This is a genomic window from Listeria sp. MAN/IMW/UF555 (genome assembly GCF_058684075.1).
This window is the reverse complement of the sequence record NZ_JBZWZS010000001.1, coordinates 389,420-405,902: the sequence shown is the minus strand read 5'-3', so window position 1 is coordinate 405,902 and position 16,483 is coordinate 389,420. Positions and strand designations below refer to the sequence as shown.

Genomic DNA, 16,483 nt, shown 5'->3' with positions numbered 1-16,483 from the left:
GGCGATGTTTCATGTCTTTTTTTTATACCAAAAATATGCTACGATTAGTTTTGTCTGAAAAAGGGAGATGTACTTGTGGAACGGGAGAAAATAATACTTGTAGGCGTCATATTGCCAAATAAAACAGAAGAAGCTTTTTGGAACTCCGTGAGCGAACTCCATAGCCTTGCTAAAACGGCGAACGGGGAAGTTATGGATAAGTTGATTCAAAAATTAGAACGCGTGAGTCAGACGTCCTTCATAGGTTCAGGTAAGCTAATGGAACTTTCAGAGTTAGTGGAAATGCATGAAGCGGATGTCGTTATTTTTAATAGTGAACTTAGTGCTACACAAGTGCGCAATATTTCTAAAATAGTGGATGCCCGAATTATTGACCGCACACAATTGATTTTAGATATTTTTGCGATGCGAGCTAAGTCTAAAGAAGGTAAACTACAAGTCGCCTATGCTCAGTACAAATATTTACTACCTAGACTTAGTGGACAAGGTGCCTCGCTTTCGAAATTAGGGGGCGGAATTGGTTCAAGAGGTCCAGGTGAGTCGAAACTAGAAATGGATAAACGTCATATCCGCGAAAAAATGCATGATATAAAAGCACAACTGACACACGTCGAGCGACATCGCAAGCGTATTATTGATAGAAGAAACACCCAATCCGTATTTCGTTTTGGTTTAATCGGTTATACGAATGCGGGAAAATCAACCATTTTCAACCGTCTAACAAATGAGACGACACTTGAAGAGGATAAATTATTTGCAACACTCGATCCAACAACAAGAAAAATTCGATTTGAAGGCGGGTTTCAAGCACTTTTAACAGATACAGTAGGTTTTATTCAAGACTTGCCAACAACTTTGATCGCAGCATTTCGTTCTACGTTGGAGGAAACCGCAAATGTTGATGTTTTAATTCATGTAGTGGATGCCTCTGACCCAGATTACTTACAGCATGAAACGACTGTAATAAACTTGCTAGAGGAACTTGAGATGAGTCACCTTCCAACATTAATTGTCTATAATAAAATGGACAAAGCGCCGTCTACATTCGTACCTGATCGCCCAGAGCACTTACTTATTTCTGCATTAGATCAAGATGCTCCTAAAGAAATAAAACAAAGAATGATTGAACTAATTGAGAAAAACTGGACTTTCTTTATAGAAGATTTATCTGAAGAAAAAGGTAAGGAATTAGCGCAACTGAAACAACAAGCATGGATAACAAAGCTTGAATATATGGAAGAAAAAGCATGTTACCGAATCGAGGGTTATCGACCTAGAAAGGAAACTACTAATGACTGAAATTCAAACAATAAGAAAAAAAGTCGAACAACAAATTGCTTCATTACAAAACGAAACTGATGAAATTGCCGAGTTTAACCAAGCAAAAGTGCTTGATGCTTTCCAGGAAAATAAAGTAAGTGATTTTCATTTTAATCCATCGACTGGTTACGGTTATGATGACGAAGGGAGAGATACGTTAGAACGCGTGTATGCAAGCGTATTTAGAACGGAAGCGGCTCTTGTTAGACCGCAAATTATTTCTGGCACGCATGCAATTTCTACCGTTTTATTCGGAATCTTGCGACCAGGGGATGAGTTATTATATATAACTGGTGAGCCATATGATACGTTAGAAGAAATCGTGGGTATTAGAAGCGAAGGTCAAGGTTCGCTTAAAGACTTTCAAATTGGCTACGATGCAGTACCGCTACTAACAAATGGCGAAATAGATTATCCGGCAGTATCTAAAAAAATATCCGCTAACACAAAAATGATTGGTATTCAGCGTTCTAGAGGCTATGCAGATCGACCTTCTTTTACAATAGAGAAAATAAAAGAAATGGTTACTTTTGTAAAGAACATCAACCCCAATATCATTATTTTTGTAGATAATTGTTACGGGGAATTTGTGGAACGAATAGAACCGACCGAAGTAGGCGCAGATATTATTGCAGGATCGCTCATAAAAAACCCGGGTGGAGGTTTGGCAAAAACTGGTGGTTATATTGCTGGAAGAAATACCTTAGTCGATTTATGCGGCTACCGGTTGACGACTCCTGGGATAGGAAGAGAAGCGGGCGCATCGCTTTATAGCTTATTAGAAATGTATCAAGGATTCTTCTTAGCACCACATGTAACTGCTCAAGCAATTAAGGGAGCTCGTTTTACTGCTGCTATGTTAGCTGAATTCGGCGTAGAAGCAGATCCGCTTTGGGATGCCAAAAGAACTGACTTAATCCAGAGTGTATCTTTCCACAGCAAAGATAAAATGATTGCTTTTGCTCAAGCAATCCAAGCTGCCTCCCCAGTTAATGCACATGTTTTGCCAATCGGCGCATATATGCCGGGCTACGAAGATGACGTGATAATGGCAGCAGGTACATTTATTCAAGGAGCTAGCCTTGAACTTACAGCGGACGGACCGATTAGAGAACCTTATCAACTATACGTCCAAGGCGGTTTAACATACGAACACGTTAAAATTGCTGTCACTAGAGCAATAGAAAATTCTTTATAAAAAAGTAACATCCATTTTCAAAAAAGTTTTTATTTTTTTACCACGGTAGTTTCTATCGTGGTTTTTTTGTTGTAAAAATGTTGATATATATGGGTTTGTGAGAGATGTTAGATAATCTTACATAAATTTGACAAAACATCTGACGTACATTATAATGCTACTATCATCAAAAAATAATTATGTTTTGAGGGGGAATTGTCGTGAGTGAAAAGGAAATCCGGAGATCGATGCCGCTGTTTCCAATTGGGCCTGTGATGAAGCTAACCGATCTCACCGCTAGACAAATTCGCTACTATGAAGACCAAGGATTAATCCATCCAGCACGCAATCAAGGAAATCACCGTTTGTACTCACTTCAAGACATTGATGTTTTGCTAGAGATAAAAGATTATTTGAATGATGGTCTGAATATTGCGGGAATTAAGAAAATGTATCAAATGCAGCAAAAAGAATCAAAAGAACCTTTGACAGATGATGATGTACGCAAAATACTTAGAAAAGAAATGCAACAAGCCGGCCGCTTTGTAAAACAAGATGCCACAGGAAAACAACAATTACCAAGGTTTTAAAAAGATTAGAAGAGGTATTTACTTTATTTAGAAGTTAATATAAAAAGATTATTTAGGAGGAATTTAGATTATGGCAAAATATACAAAAGAAGACATTTTCCGCTTTGCAGATGAACAAAATGTAAAATTTATTCGTTTACAGTTCACGGATATTCTCGGGATAATAAAGAATGTGGAAATTCCTGTTAGCCAACTAAAGAAAGCACTAGATAACAAGATTATGTTTGATGGTTCCTCCATAGAAGGTTTTGTAAGAATTGAAGAGTCCGACATGTATTTATTCCCGGACTTAGACACATGGGTAGTATTCCCTTGGACAGCTGAAAAAGGGAAAGTAGCAAGAATGATTTGCGACATTTATAATCCTGATATGACACCATTTGCAGGAGATCCACGTGCCAACTTAAAACGTGTACTTAAAGAAATGGAAGAGCTAGGTTTCACTGAATTCAACTTAGGACCAGAACCAGAATTCTTCCTGTTCAAACTAGATGAAAATCGTCGCCCAACACTTGAATTAAATGATAGCGGTGGTTACTTCGATTTAGCGCCAACTGATTTAGGCGAAAACTGTCGTCGTGACATTGTACTTGAATTAGAAGAAATGGGCTTTGAAATTGAAGCTTCTCACCATGAAGTAGCTCCAGGTCAACATGAAATTGACTTTAAATATGAAGATGCAATTACTGCGTGTGACAGCATCCAAACATTTAAGTTAGTAGTTAAAACAATTGCTCGCAAACACGGTTTACATGCTACATTTATGCCGAAACCACTATTTGGTGTAAATGGTTCAGGAATGCATTTCAATATGTCCTTATTTACAGAAGAAGGTAATGCGTTCTTTGATAAAGAAGGCGAACTTGAATTAAGCAAAACAGCTTATCATTTCTTAGCGGGTATGTTAAAACACGCTCGTGGATTTACAGCTGTTACTAACCCGACAATTAATTCGTTCAAGCGTTTAGTTCCTGGATACGAAGCACCATGTTACATTGCATGGTCAGGTAAAAACCGTAGCCCACTAGTACGTGTTCCTAGTTCTCGCGGATTAAGTACTCGTCTTGAATTACGTAGTGTGGATCCATCCGCTAATCCATATTTAGCAATGGCTGTACTTCTAAAAGCTGGTTTGTCCGGCATTAAAGATGAGCTAACTCCTCCAGCGCCAGTTGACCGTAACATTTACGGCATGAACGAAGAGGAACGTGAAGCAACAGGAATTTATGATTTACCAGAAAGCTTAGGTCATGCTTTAATCGAGCTTGAAAAAGATGACATCATCCGTGATGGCTTAGGTGAACATATTTTCGAACATTTCATTGAAGCGAAAACAATTGAATGTGATATGTTCCGTACAGCGGTTCATCCGTGGGAACGTGAACAATATCTTGAAATTTATTAATATTAAAAAGCTCGTTTCCGACTTGGGAGCGAGCTTTTTTTATGCAATTGAAAATCAAATGTTTGATGTTTTGGTGATTGAGGCATATATTTATAAATGTGCTAGCAAAAGGGATTAATATTTGCTAGGGAAAGGGGCAGGTATGCAGATTACTTTAGCTGTTTTAGTTTTTGCCTTAACGCTTATATTTGTTATTTGGCAACCTAGAAACTTGTCGATTGGATGGTCCGCTTGTATTGGAGCATTACTCGCATTATTACTTGGCGTTGTCACTTTAACAGATGTTGTAACTGTAACAGGCATCGTTTGGAATGCAACACTCGCTTTTATTGCAATTATTATTATTTCACTTATTTTAGATGAGATTGGTTTTTTCGAATGGGCAGCGTTACATATGGCAAGGTTAGCAAGAGGGAACGGATTACTCATGTTTGTACTTATTTCTATTTTGGGAGCTCTAGTGGCAGCCCTTTTTGCGAATGATGGGGCAGCTCTGATTTTAACTCCAATTGTTTTGGCGATGGTGCGTGCGCTTAATTTTGATGAAAAAAAGGTGGTTCCCTTTATCATTGCCAGTGGATTTATTGCTGATACGACTTCTTTACCGCTTGTTGTTAGTAATTTAGTGAATATAGTTTCGGCTGACTTTTTCGGCATTAGTTTTTCAAAGTACGCATTAATAATGTTGATTCCGACGCTTTTTTCGTTGGTTGCGAGTATTATTGTTCTTTATATTTATTTTAGAAAAGCGTTACCTAGAACTTATGAAATTAGTGGAATTCGTAAGCCGGCTTCTGCGCTTAAAGATAAAAAAATGTTTCGGATTTCATGGGGAATACTTATCATTCTAGTGATTGGATATTTCTTAAGTAGCTTTTTGGACATTCCAGTGTCATTTATCGCTTTACTTGTAGCGTTTATCTTTTTGCTAGTTGGTGGAAAGAGTCATGCTGTTTCTACAAGGAAGATTTTAAAAGGGGCGCCGTGGAATATTGTGTTTTTCTCGATCGGGATGTATGTCGTCGTATACGGTTTGCAAAACGCTGGCATTACTAAATTATTAGCAGAGGCTATTTCATATATTGCGCATTATGGGCTTTTCGTAGGCACGATTGGGATGGGCTTTATTGCCGCGATATTGTCGTCTGTAATGAATAATTTACCAACTGTAATGATTAATGCACTTGCAATCGATCATACTTCATTTACAGGAGTAATGAAAGAAGCCTTAGTCTATGCAAATGTTATCGGATCTGATTTAGGACCTAAAATAACGCCAATCGGTTCGCTTGCAACGTTACTATGGTTACATGTATTAGCTCAAAAGGGGATAAAAATAAGCTGGGGATCTTATTTTAAAATAGGTATTGTGATTACTATTCCAGTATTGTTTATTACACTCGTCGGACTTTATATTTCACTCCTTATTTGGAGCTAAGAAAACCCTGTACAATTTTGTACAGGGTTTTTACTATGCTTTATAAAGAATATGTGGCTTTAAAGGATGTCCTTCCGCTAGAGCAGGATGCATAAATGTAGCTACTTTTGTAAAATGGATTTTTTTCATTACTTGTTCTGATGGCTTATTTAACATAGCGGTGAAACTGTAAATTTCATCGATAGTTGTTTTCTGTTTGGCGAAATCGAGAGCTCCTAGTGCGGCTTCGGTTGCATAACCTTGGTTCCATACACTTTTCTTTAAGCGCCAGCCAATTTCGATACAAGGGGTGAACGCAGCTTCAAAAGTTGCTTCATGAAAACCGGTAAAACCAATAAATTCGCCAGTAGATTTTTCTTCAATGGCAAAAAGTCCGTAGCCAAGTGCCGTTAATTCTTGTTGATTTCTTTCTAAAAAAGCATTACTTTCTTCTTTTGAAAGTGTAGATGGAAAGTACTTCATTACGACTTTGTCACCGTTCATTTCGCTAAAGGGAACATAATCACTTGCTACATAATCTCTTGCAATTAGTCTATCTGTTTCAAAATAAATCAATATAAAAACCGCCTAACAAAATATAGCTTTTAGTGAATATCTCTATAAAGACCGATAACTTTGCCTAAAATAGTAACGTTATTTAAGATAATTGGTTCTAGTGCATCATTTTCTGGTTGTAATCTAAAATGATTCGCTTCTTTATAGAAACGTTTACAAGTCGCCTCATTTTCTTCAGTCATCGCTACGACAATTTCGCCATTAATTGCTGAACTTTGTTGTCGAACAATTACTTTATCTCCATCTAAAATCCCGGCATTTATCATACTTTCTCCGTCGATTTCAAGCATGAAGACATTGGTTTCTCCTGCAGCCATATATTCAGGGAGTGGGAAATATTCTTCTATATTCTCAATCGCTGTAATAGGCATTCCGGCAGTAACTTTACCGATGATTGGGATATTGACTACATTCGGCGTCTCTGCTTCATCTTCTAAAGACAAAATTTCAATAGCACGAGGTTTCGTAGGGTCACGTCTAATTAGTCCTTTACCTTCAAGTCGAGCAAGATGGCCATGGACTGTGGAGCTAGATGCTAAACCAACAGCTTCACCGATTTCACGTACGGAAGGTGGATAACCTTTTTCTTTTACTTCTGATTTTATAAATTCATATATATCTTGTTGACGTTTAGATATTTTCATGGTTTCACCTCATTGATTTAATGGTTATTTTATAAATCAAGTATAGCAAAAGAAAATCCAATATGCAAACAAAGGTTCGTTTTTTATTGACATATGCGAACGGCCGTTCTATAATATAGAAAAGCGAACGTACATTCTTTTTTGGAGGGATTATTAATGACTTTAAAATTAATTTGGGATAAATTTTATGTTTCTATTATATTTGTAATAACTTGTTTAGTTCTAGGAATTATATTGATGTGCACTGTTATTGGGAGTGGCAGTGAGTATTCTGAGGTAGATGTAAATGAAGGGGATTCTATTTGGGCAATTGCAGACCAATATGCAGCGAAGAGCGATATGGCAAAAGCAGATTTTGTATCTTGGGTTGAAAAAGAAAATAACCTTACAGATGGACATGTGAAAGCTGGGGATTCTGTAGTTATACCAGTACACGAAACAAAGTTACAAAGAAGCGATAGTACTATTCAATTAGCAAACCAGTAGAAACGATTTTAGTGTCGTTTATGATATAATAAAGAAAGTAGCGATATAGCTACTTTCTTATTTTAATATAATGAAGAAAAGGATGAAGTGTGATGCTAGAAAAAGCTAAAATAGATAGAATCAATGAACTTTCTAAAAAGAAAAAAGCAGGGACTCTAACTGCTGATGAAAAAGTAGAACAAGAAAAATTAAGAAAAGAATATATTAAGTCGTTTCGCACTCATATGAAGGGAACAATCGAAAATACTACGATTATTGACCCTAAAGGAAATGATGTAACACCGCATAAAATAAAACAAATGAGAAAAAATAAGAAGTAAAAATTAGTACCAAATGAACATTTTTGCGCAAATGAACAAAAATACCAATCAATTAAGCAATTTAAAGCAATTATTAGTTGTGTTAATTGCTTTTTAGGCTTATTATTAAAAGTAGTTAAAATTATATTGAAGAGAGGATGTTTCATTTGTTCGATAACACAGATAGTTTAGCAGTAAATACAATTCGTACATTATCAATTGATGCAATTCAAAAAGCAAATTCTGGTCATCCGGGATTACCAATGGGAGCGGCTCCAATGGCTTATGCACTTTGGTCTCGCGTATTAAATACAAACCCTAAAAATTCACATTGGTTTAACCGTGATCGTTTTGTACTTTCTGCTGGACACGGCTCAATGCTTTTATATAGTTTATTACATTTAAGTGGTTTCAAATTAGAAATAGAAGACCTTAAAAACTTCCGTCAATGGGAAAGTAAAACTCCAGGTCACCCAGAATATCGTTATACTGATGGAGTAGATGCAACTACTGGTCCACTTGGTCAAGGTATTGCGATGGCTGTTGGTATGGCTATGGCAGAAAGACATCTTGAAGCAAAATATAACAAAGATGGTTTCCCAGTTGTGGATCACTATACTTATGCACTATGCGGGGATGGAGACTTAATGGAAGGTGTTGCTTCTGAAGCGGCTTCTTACGCAGGTCACCAACAACTAGGAAGACTTGTTGTTTTATACGATTCCAATGATATTTCTCTTGATGGCGATTTAGACAAATCTTTCTCTGAAAATGTAAAACAACGCTTTGAAGCATATGGTTGGGAACATTTATTAGTTAAAGATGGTAATGATACAGCTGAAATTCTAGCTGCTATTGAAAAAGCAAAACAAAATACATCACAACCTACAATGATTGAAGTTAAAACAGTTATTGGTTTTGGTGCTCCTAATGCAGGTACTAGTAAAGTTCATGGTGCTCCTCTAGGTGACGAAGGTATTTTAGAAGCGAAAAAAGCTTATGGTTGGAACTACGAAGAAAAATTCTTTGTTCCTGAAGAAGTTACAGCTCGCTTTAAAGAAACTATTGGGGAACGCGGTGAAAAAGCAGAAGCAGCATGGAAAGAATTATTTGCTTCTTATAAAGCGAAATACCCAGAGCTTGCTAAACAATTAGAAGATAGCTTAAATAACAAGTTACCAGCTGATTGGGATGCAGATCTTCCAGTATATGACGATTCTAAAGCACTTGCTAGCCGCGCTTCAAGTGGTGAGGTTATCAATGCATTAGCTGCGAAAATACCTACTATTTTTGGTGGTTCAGCAGACCTTGCTGGTTCTAACAATACAACAATTAAAACAGATGGTGAATTCACTAAAAAAACACCAGCAGAAAGAAATATCTGGTTTGGTGTTCGTGAATTTGCAATGGGTGCAGCGTTAAACGGTATGGCACTACACGGCGGGTTACAAGTATACGGAGGTACATTCTTTGTATTCTCTGACTATGTACGTGCTGCGATTCGTTTATCCGCAATCCAACATTTACCTGTAACATACGTAATGACACATGATAGTATTGCTGTTGGGGAAGATGGGCCAACCCATGAACCAATCGAGCAACTTGCAAGCTTACGTGCTATGCCAGGACTTTCTGTTATCCGTCCTGCTGATGGAAATGAAGTAGTAGAGGCTTGGAAACTAGCGATTACTTCTACAGATACTCCACATGTGCTTGTTCTTACTCGTCAAGGATTACCAACTTTACCAAATTCTGCGAAATTATCTGCAGAAGGCGTTAAAAAAGGTGCTTATGTTATCTCTCCAGCTAAAGGTGAGGTTCCAGAAGCAATTATTCTTGCAAGTGGTTCTGAAGTTAATTTAGCTGTTGAAGCGCAAAAAGAACTTCAAGCTCAAGGAACAGATGTATCCGTTGTGAGCGTGCCATCATTCGATCTATTTGAAAAACAATCAGCTGAATACAAAGAAAGCGTCTTACCAAATGCTGTTAGAAAACGTGTAGCAGTAGAGATGGGTGCTAGCTTTGGTTGGGAACGTTATGTTGGTTTAGACGGTAAAGTGATTGGAATTGACAAATTTGGTGCTTCTGCTCCTGGTGAAACAGTTATTAAAAATTATGGCTTTACTGTAGAAAACGTTGTTAATACAGTAAAATCACTTTAATTAAACAAACAGACCGCGTCTAGTATATTTATCTAGGGCGGTCTTTTTTTTATGCTTTTATAGATTGCGCAGGGGTGCCTTTAATGGTATAATTACGAGGTTGTTTGCAGCTTTTATTGATAAATTGATCTAGATGATAAGTTTTCTTGAAAAGTATTGTCTGTTTAATATAAATCAAGTACAATAAAAGAGGATTTTGTTTCAAGGAGGAGAAAAGAGACTATGTGGATTTACATTCTTGTCGGCATTATTTGTTTACTAGCTGGTCTTGCGGGAGGATTCTTTATTGCAAGACGTTATATGATGAGCTATTTAAAAAACAATCCGCCAATTAACGAACAAATGTTACAAATGATGATGGCGCAAATGGGTCAAAAACCATCACAAAAGAAAATCAATCAAATGATGAGCGCGATGAACAAACAGCAAGAAAAAGAAAAACCAAAAAAAGCAAAGAAATAATCTTTTAACAAAGTAAAACCCTTCTATAATAATTAGAAGGGTTTTTTGATTACTTTTTAGTTGCTGAAATAATTAACATCATTGGACGACGATATTCATCTTGCATTTCTGGTAAATTTTTAAGTTCTGGAGCCGGTTCTGGTTCAATAACACTTTTAAGCTCAAAATTATTTTGAAGGAGTGTCTGGATATAAGTTGTAAGGGTGCGATGGTATTTTTTTACATCTTCGCCAAGGAAATGGGTTGTTCGAATCGATTCGTTAAAATAGCAATCAACTGGCCAGTGTAACTTATTACCAGTTTCGTCAGTATACCAATCTTGTCTGCCATCCGCGGTAAAAACTGGATGTTCGACAGAGAAAATAAACTCGCCACCGGTTTTTAAATTAGTATGGACTTTTTTACAAATGTCTTGAAAGGAAGCGACATAATGAATAGCGAGTGAACTCATAATAACATCATACATCTCTGGTTCATTATCCATATCTTCTATCGCTTTTTGTTTATAACTAACTGCATTTGAAGTAGTTTTTTGTTTTGCTTCGGTTAACATGCGCTCAGATAAATCAATTCCAACTACTTTCTTCGCACCATGGTCAGCTGCATAAATACAGTGCCAACCAAATCCACAGCCTAAATCAAGCACTGTCTTTCCATTAAAGTCTGGGAGAAGTTTTTTAAATTCATGCCACTCTCCAGCTGCTGCAAGTCCGTTTTTAGAACGAGGCATTTGACTATATTGTTCAAAAAATTCTTTGTCATCGTATTTATTTTCTTTCAATTTTAATTCCTCTTTTCTTCAATTAATCAGAAGCTTTACTGAATTCTTTATCTAAGAAGAGGTGAGTAAGGCCGCTCACTTGTTTTAAGCGTAAGATTTCATTTGCATCCATTCCAATATTTTTCATAATCCAACTGTCTGACATGCCGCTATCTGCTAATTCGCCAACAATTGAAGACATAAGTTCTACGTTATGGAAACCGCGAGCACGATTATGACGAATAGTAGAAGCTATTCGGTTTACGGTATCTTTTTCTAAAATAACTACTGGTAATAATTCTTTTTCTCTTTCGCGGATCCGTTTAGAAGTCTGCATGATAGTATATCGATGAAACCCGTCTATTATTTCATATTTATCAGAGTTTTCCAAGGGATAGCAAACGATTGGTTGTGTAAATCCATCTTCCCAAATAGATTTTTCTAGTAGTTTTAGTTCCGTGGCTGGAACAGTATTTGGATTATAATTATTTGCTTGAAGTTTGGTGTAGTGAATGGGAGTGACGTTGTATACTGGGCTTTTATAATTCATTATATCACCTCATAAAATATTATTATATTTCTCTAATGCATGTTTTCTTTTCTCTAATTCAAGCTTGGTTTGACCAAAACCCATATACTTACAGGTATAATCATTTTTTAAAATAGCGATACACATTCTTTTATATGTTGGAACGCTGGCGAATTCTTTGATTTTCAAGTCATCTGGATATTCTTTGAAGCGAACAATTTCCATGGGATTGGAATATGTACGTTTATTTTGAGGTTTTCCAAGAAAGTCAGCTTGTACATTTAAGTTTTTTAATTCCTCTACGGTTTCTACTTTTAAAGCGCCGCCTTTTTCGGTCCAATAATTAATACTTGTTTTAAATTTTTTTAAATAACGTTCTCTTGTATAACTTGGTAACGTTGTAAGTAAAAACTCCAAATAAGATTTCCATGTGTGGTTTGGAGGTAAATTAATTTCTTTCCATGCCATCGCTGAAGTTCCACCATAAATAGCTGTGAAATTGGCTCCGTTCACGCGACCAACTAATTTAGACCAAAGCGCAGGTTCAATTACGCGATATAACTTAAGACTCTCGGTTGCGGAATCATTGAAAGGGCTAGCGACGCGCATATCGTTTAAAGTTAAACCGGCATGGTAAAACAAATCGTAAATTTTATTGTAAGGCCAATCGAATTTAGCATTTGCAGTCCATATATCTTCTACTAACCAATCATGAATCGGGTAGGCGTTATATATGTTTTTGGAAATTTCAGTAGTCCAATTATAATTTTTATACATGCGTTCTTTTTTATGGATCGCATTATAGCGGTTGAGCGATTCTTGTTGTCGAATACCGATTAAGGCAATGGTTTTTTCAGCTTTATTTTTAGTATGCAGCCAGTGGATAAGTTTCTTGTTGAATTCGTAGTCCCAAATTGTATGGAAATCAAAATCAAAAGGGGCGTTGTCTTCATTTATCACAGATGGATAATCAGGCATTTCTCTTACCCAAATATCTTGTTTTGATTTTTCCCAAGGTATCCAGTGGTCGGTATACATCGAAACTGCGGATTGGGCTGCAATAGGTAGGCAACACCAAAGCGGCTCGATAATATCTAAGTTACTAGTTAACATTTCAGCTACAAAATCACTCGTCGCTGAATATTGACCTTCATAGTCCAAATGATATACATAAATTTTCTTTTGAATATTATTTTTTCTTATATAATCAATCATTAAATGAAGCATCACAGCACTATCTTTACCGCCAGAAAATGACACAATGATGTTATCGAATTCGGAAAAAATAACTTCCATTCTTTCTTGGGAAGCATCAAAGACTGTTTTAGAAAGCATCCATAATCACCTCAAAAGAATTTTTTTGTGAGAGTTCTTTTTTAAATTCATGCAATAAACTCGTTTTTTTAGAAATGTTTGAATCAATTAGGTTATCTAGACCAACATTTCCGCTTAAATCATGATAGTAACAGTCTTGTGTTTGGCCGGTGCGGTAAATCCGACGTTCTGATTGATCGCGCTGAGAATAATCAAATGTTTTGTCAAAATAAATAATTTGATTATAATATTGCAAATTAAGCCCGTAAGACGATTTAGCAAAAGTGGTAATTTTTACATTAGGAAACGCTTTAATTAATGCTTCTTCTGATCGCTTATATTTACAAAAAATGATGGTTGTAGCTTCTTTTCCTGCAATTAAAGATTCGACAATAGTGAATTTTTCTGAAGAGAGACAATAACAATGTTGCATTACTTGGGACATCTCTAGAAAATTAATATTAATTGTGTAAGCAGCTGCTTTTTGAAGGTAATCATCTTTTATTTCATAATATTTTTGCAAAAGTTCGTCGTCTATAGTGAAATCGTGACGAATATAATGCCAATTGACTTTTAATTCAAGCGAAGAAGAGAATGTAAAAGGAGCGATTAATTGGTATAAATACTCTAAATTATGATATTTCTTAATAATGTCCATTGACTGTTGTTTGTTTTTCGATACTTGGGTAATGGTTACATATTCGCAAAATGTTTTTTTGAACTGGGAAAAACTTAAGTTCAATATTTTAGGAGAGAGAAATTCTAGTTGCGACCATAAGTCTAAAATATTTCTGCTTAATGGAGTTCCATTCATGATTAGTCGATAGTGTGCTAATCGAGAAAGTTTAATGGCTCGTTGCGTTCGGAGCGCGTGTTTATTTTTTATTTTTAAACTTTCATCCATAATAATATAGCTGTTAGACGATTTTTTTAGTTTGTCCCGGCATTTTAGATATAAGTGATCTGAGTTGGAAAGGGATTCAATGCCAATAATATCTTGTGGAAATTCATAGCCCCATTTCTTAATCTCATTAGCGAGATTTTCTTTCGTCTGGAATGGCGTGATCCACAAGACATAATCAGGACTTACTTCCTTAATTAATTCGCAAGCTACACGTGTTTTGCCTGCACCGGGTTTCATAAATAAAGCGCCAACATTATATTGTTTAAGTTTCTGTATTGCTTGTATTTGGTTGTCTAATAAGGTCATTTGCAATTATCACATCTTTTTCAATTTTTTTAGGTATATGTGTACGAACTTTGACGATACTATCGTTTATTTTTTTTGTTTGAAAATGTTGCATTATTTCTTCGTTTTCCTGCTTAAAAAGGAGCATCATTGTTGCTGCATCTATACTCTTTTTTTCGGTATGCTTTTTTAATGTAAAAATCCATGTATCTGGAAAATAAAAATAACTATAATCCGGAGAAACAGAAAATACCATTTTTCGCGGCAATAAGAAAAAATAACCCGCATATTCACTATAAGAGGGTATTTCTATAATTGTTTGTTTTTCCCATTCTTCAATTCTTTCGCTATATGTATAAATTTTGTTCCATTTTACCATTAAATCTAAAACTCCCGTGTGTTTTGTCATTTTCGTTCATTTTTTAGCTATTTATGTGTTTATTTTAACATAAATACAGCTATGATACTTTACAAAACCATTTTAATTGTGAAAAAATACTGTTTTGGGTGTCTAACAAATGACAAAGTAAGTAATTTAGCTAATAAAATTTGGAGATTTTGTGAATTTTAAAATGTTTTTTCACTTTTTGATAGAAAACACTTTTGTAATAGCTAGCTTTTTAGTAGAATAGATAATGGTGGATGGAAAAGTTTTCTGTCTATGAATAGAATATGAAATTGGAGGCTATTATGGATACCCCAGATTATAAACGAGTTGTATTAAAATTAAGCGGTGAAGCACTTGCGGGAAATGATGGCTTTGGAATTAACCCGAGCGTAGTCAATTTAATTTCTGCTCAAATCAAAGAAGTAGTAGAATTAGGAGTAGAGGTAGCTATCGTAGTTGGCGGCGGAAATATCTGGCGCGGTAAACTTGGTAGTGAAATGGGAATGGACCGTGCAGCAGCAGACCAAATGGGTATGCTTGCGACTATTATGAATTCCTTGTCTTTACAAGATTCTCTTGAAAATATTGGAGTTGCAACACGTGTACAAACATCAATTGATATGCGTCAAATTGCTGAACCGTACATTCGTCGTAAAGCAATTCGTCATCTTGAAAAAGGTCGCGTAGTTATTTTTGCAGGTGGAACGGGTAACCCGTACTTCTCTACTGATACTGCAGCAGCACTTAGAGCAGCTGAAATCGAAGCAGATGTAATTTTAATGGCGAAAAACAATGTAGATGGTGTCTACAATGCCGATCCAAAATTAGATGAAAATGCGAAAAAATATGAAGAACTTTCTTATCTTGATGTTATTAAAGAAGGTTTAGAAGTAATGGATACAACAGCATCATCACTAAGTATGGACAATGATATTCCATTAATCGTCTTCTCATTTACTGAACAAGGTAATAATATCAAGCGAGTTATTTTAGGTGAAAAAATCGGGACTACTGTCAGGGGGAAAAAATAATGAGTAAAGAAGTATTATCTAAATCCAAAGAAAAAATGGAAAAAGCAGAACAAGCTTTAACTAGACAATTAGGTACTATCCGTGCTGGTCGAGCTAACGCGTCATTACTTGATCGCTTAACTGTCGATTATTACGGAGCAGCTACACCGGTAAACCAAATGGCATCTATCAGCGTTCCAGAAGCTAGAATGTTGCTTATTACACCTTATGATAAAACTATTTTAGGTGAAATCGAAAAAGCAATTTTAAAATCAGATTTAGGTTTAACACCTAATAATGACGGCTCTGTACTACGTTTATCTATTCCACAATTAACAGAAGAACGTCGTAAAGAGTTAGTTAAAGAAGTGAAAAAAGAAGCAGAAGAAGCGAAAGTTGCTGTTCGTAACATTCGTCGTGAAGCAAATGAAGACTTGAAAAAACTAGAAAAAAATGGCGACATCACTGAAGATGATTTACGTTCTTACGGTGAAGACGTTCAAAAATTAACAGATGAAAGCATCAAGAACATCGATAGCATCACGAAAGACAAAGAAGCGGAAATCTTAGAAGTTTAATTGATACTTTTCAAATAGTAACAAATAGGGTTAAACACCTTTTAAGTTGAAGTGACATTCCTAATTCTTTCCATATGTGTTGGGTTAGGAATGTTTTTTAATGGGCAATTCCATCTCTCTCATGAAAATCTCATCTGTTCACATGGAATTTTTAGTACATTAATTGATTCTTTTTTG

18 protein-coding genes are annotated in these 16,483 nt (G+C 35.8%); 11 read left to right on the top strand and 7 right to left on the bottom strand.

Annotated features, from left to right (window positions below):
* Positions 1-75: 75 nt before the first annotated feature.
* The 5 genes from hflX (at position 76) to AC4PG8_RS01935 (ending at position 5,930) form a co-directional block, all read left to right on the top strand.
* On the top strand, positions 76-1,299 hold the full coding sequence (gene hflX, locus AC4PG8_RS01955) for a GTPase HflX (RefSeq protein ID WP_492169965.1): 1,224 nt from the start codon (positions 76-78) through the stop codon (positions 1,297-1,299).
* The gene (locus AC4PG8_RS01950) at positions 1,292-2,518 is read left to right on the top strand and encodes a methionine gamma-lyase family protein (RefSeq protein WP_492169964.1); all 1,227 of its coding nucleotides are present in this window, start codon (positions 1,292-1,294) and stop codon (positions 2,516-2,518) included. The genes hflX and AC4PG8_RS01950 overlap by 8 nt, the downstream gene beginning before the upstream one ends.
* A 200-nt stretch (positions 2,519-2,718) precedes the next feature.
* Positions 2,719-3,087, top strand: coding sequence for a MerR family transcriptional regulator (locus tag AC4PG8_RS01945; protein WP_003719570.1), 369 nt, complete (start codon positions 2,719-2,721; stop codon positions 3,085-3,087).
* Between the two features lie 70 nt (positions 3,088-3,157).
* Complete coding sequence (gene glnA / locus AC4PG8_RS01940) at positions 3,158-4,492, top strand: type I glutamate--ammonia ligase (protein ID WP_003762004.1); 1,335 nt, start codon at positions 3,158-3,160, stop codon at positions 4,490-4,492.
* 142 nt (positions 4,493-4,634) lie between these two features.
* Positions 4,635-5,930 carry an arsenic transporter gene (locus AC4PG8_RS01935; RefSeq protein WP_492169963.1) on the top strand — a complete coding sequence of 432 codons (1,296 nt, stop codon included), beginning with the start codon at positions 4,635-4,637 and terminating at the stop codon, positions 5,928-5,930.
* Between the two features lie 33 nt (positions 5,931-5,963).
* Here the strand turns inward: AC4PG8_RS01935 and AC4PG8_RS01930 are convergent, their stop codons facing one another.
* Positions 5,964-6,485 carry a GNAT family N-acetyltransferase gene (locus AC4PG8_RS01930; protein WP_492169962.1) on the bottom strand — a complete coding sequence of 174 codons (522 nt, stop codon included), beginning with the start codon at positions 6,483-6,485 and terminating at the stop codon, positions 5,964-5,966.
* Between the two features lie 29 nt (positions 6,486-6,514).
* Positions 6,515-7,129: a transcriptional repressor LexA gene (gene lexA / locus AC4PG8_RS01925; RefSeq protein WP_160465591.1), complete on the bottom strand. Its 615-nt coding sequence runs from the start codon at positions 7,127-7,129 to the stop codon at positions 6,515-6,517.
* A gap of 156 nt (positions 7,130-7,285) precedes the next feature.
* Here lexA and yneA point away from each other — a divergent pair, with 156 nt between their 5' ends.
* The 4 genes from yneA to AC4PG8_RS01905 all read left to right on the top strand — a co-directional run bounded on the left by yneA (position 7,286) and on the right by AC4PG8_RS01905 (position 10,538).
* Positions 7,286-7,615 (top strand): cell division suppressor protein YneA, encoded by a 330-nt coding sequence (gene yneA / locus AC4PG8_RS01920; protein ID WP_033533074.1) that lies wholly within the window; start codon positions 7,286-7,288, stop codon positions 7,613-7,615.
* A 92-nt stretch (positions 7,616-7,707) separates the two neighbouring features.
* Positions 7,708-7,935, top strand: coding sequence for a DUF896 domain-containing protein (locus AC4PG8_RS01915; protein ID WP_003771647.1), 228 nt, complete (start codon positions 7,708-7,710; stop codon positions 7,933-7,935).
* Positions 7,936-8,081: 146 nt separating this feature from the next.
* Complete coding sequence (gene tkt, locus AC4PG8_RS01910; RefSeq protein ID WP_070753210.1) at positions 8,082-10,076, top strand: transketolase; 1,995 nt, start codon at positions 8,082-8,084, stop codon at positions 10,074-10,076.
* Between the two features lie 222 nt (positions 10,077-10,298).
* Positions 10,299-10,538: a YneF family protein gene (locus tag AC4PG8_RS01905; protein WP_003723442.1), complete on the top strand. Its 240-nt coding sequence runs from the start codon at positions 10,299-10,301 to the stop codon at positions 10,536-10,538.
* Positions 10,539-10,587: 49 nt separating this feature from the next.
* Here AC4PG8_RS01905 and AC4PG8_RS01900 read toward each other — a convergent pair whose 3' ends face one another.
* From AC4PG8_RS01900 to AC4PG8_RS01880, 5 genes are read right to left on the bottom strand one after another with little or no spacing between them, the layout of a single operon-like run.
* Complete coding sequence (locus AC4PG8_RS01900; RefSeq protein WP_492169961.1) at positions 10,588-11,319, bottom strand: class I SAM-dependent methyltransferase; 732 nt, start codon at positions 11,317-11,319, stop codon at positions 10,588-10,590.
* 22 nt (positions 11,320-11,341) lie between these two features.
* On the bottom strand, positions 11,342-11,848 hold the full coding sequence (locus AC4PG8_RS01895) for an IbrB-like domain-containing protein (protein ID WP_003762025.1): 507 nt from the start codon (positions 11,846-11,848) through the stop codon (positions 11,342-11,344).
* Positions 11,849-11,857: 9 nt separating this feature from the next.
* Positions 11,858-13,162 (bottom strand): phosphoadenosine phosphosulfate reductase, encoded by a 1,305-nt coding sequence (locus AC4PG8_RS01890; protein ID WP_045553009.1) that lies wholly within the window; start codon positions 13,160-13,162, stop codon positions 11,858-11,860.
* Positions 13,152-14,357 (bottom strand): SNF2-related protein, encoded by a 1,206-nt coding sequence (locus tag AC4PG8_RS01885; protein WP_185539963.1) that lies wholly within the window; start codon positions 14,355-14,357, stop codon positions 13,152-13,154. The genes AC4PG8_RS01890 and AC4PG8_RS01885 overlap by 11 nt, the downstream gene beginning before the upstream one ends.
* Positions 14,308-14,709, bottom strand: coding sequence for a hypothetical protein (locus AC4PG8_RS01880; RefSeq protein WP_003762030.1), 402 nt, complete (start codon positions 14,707-14,709; stop codon positions 14,308-14,310). The genes AC4PG8_RS01885 and AC4PG8_RS01880 overlap by 50 nt, the downstream gene beginning before the upstream one ends.
* Positions 14,710-15,020: 311 nt before the next feature.
* On the opposite strand from AC4PG8_RS01880, the gene pyrH reads away from it, so the two are divergent.
* Both pyrH and frr read left to right on the top strand, forming a co-directional pair.
* Positions 15,021-15,749, top strand: coding sequence for a UMP kinase (gene pyrH / locus AC4PG8_RS01875; protein WP_003723449.1), 729 nt, complete (start codon positions 15,021-15,023; stop codon positions 15,747-15,749).
* The gene (gene frr, locus AC4PG8_RS01870; RefSeq protein ID WP_003771660.1) at positions 15,749-16,306 is read left to right on the top strand and encodes a ribosome recycling factor; all 558 of its coding nucleotides are present in this window, start codon (positions 15,749-15,751) and stop codon (positions 16,304-16,306) included. The genes pyrH and frr overlap by 1 nt, the downstream gene beginning before the upstream one ends.
* The last annotated feature ends 177 nt before the right edge of the window (positions 16,307-16,483 follow it).

Bases quoted from the DNA above. Each gene is read 5' to 3' on its own strand.
- AC4PG8_RS01935 (WP_492169963.1), top strand. From the start codon at position 4,635: ATGCAGATTACTTTAGCTGTTTTAGTTTTTGCCTTAACGCTTATATTT.
- yneA (WP_033533074.1), top strand. From the start codon at position 7,286: ATGACTTTAAAATTAATTTGGGATAAATTTTATGTTTCTATTATATTT.
- lexA (WP_160465591.1), bottom strand. From the start codon at position 7,129: ATGAAAATATCTAAACGTCAACAAGATATATATGAATTTATAAAATCA.
- AC4PG8_RS01950 (WP_492169964.1), top strand. From the start codon at position 1,292: ATGACTGAAATTCAAACAATAAGAAAAAAAGTCGAACAACAAATTGCT.
- AC4PG8_RS01895 (WP_003762025.1), bottom strand. From the start codon at position 11,848: ATGAATTATAAAAGCCCAGTATACAACGTCACTCCCATTCACTACACC.
- frr (WP_003771660.1), top strand. From the start codon at position 15,749: ATGAGTAAAGAAGTATTATCTAAATCCAAAGAAAAAATGGAAAAAGCA.
- AC4PG8_RS01890 (WP_045553009.1), bottom strand. From the start codon at position 13,162: ATGCTTTCTAAAACAGTCTTTGATGCTTCCCAAGAAAGAATGGAAGTT.
- AC4PG8_RS01915 (WP_003771647.1), top strand. From the start codon at position 7,708: ATGCTAGAAAAAGCTAAAATAGATAGAATCAATGAACTTTCTAAAAAG.
- AC4PG8_RS01905 (WP_003723442.1), top strand. From the start codon at position 10,299: ATGTGGATTTACATTCTTGTCGGCATTATTTGTTTACTAGCTGGTCTT.
- pyrH (WP_003723449.1), top strand. From the start codon at position 15,021: ATGGATACCCCAGATTATAAACGAGTTGTATTAAAATTAAGCGGTGAA.
- AC4PG8_RS01880 (WP_003762030.1), bottom strand. From the start codon at position 14,709: ATGGTAAAATGGAACAAAATTTATACATATAGCGAAAGAATTGAAGAA.
- glnA (WP_003762004.1), top strand. From the start codon at position 3,158: ATGGCAAAATATACAAAAGAAGACATTTTCCGCTTTGCAGATGAACAA.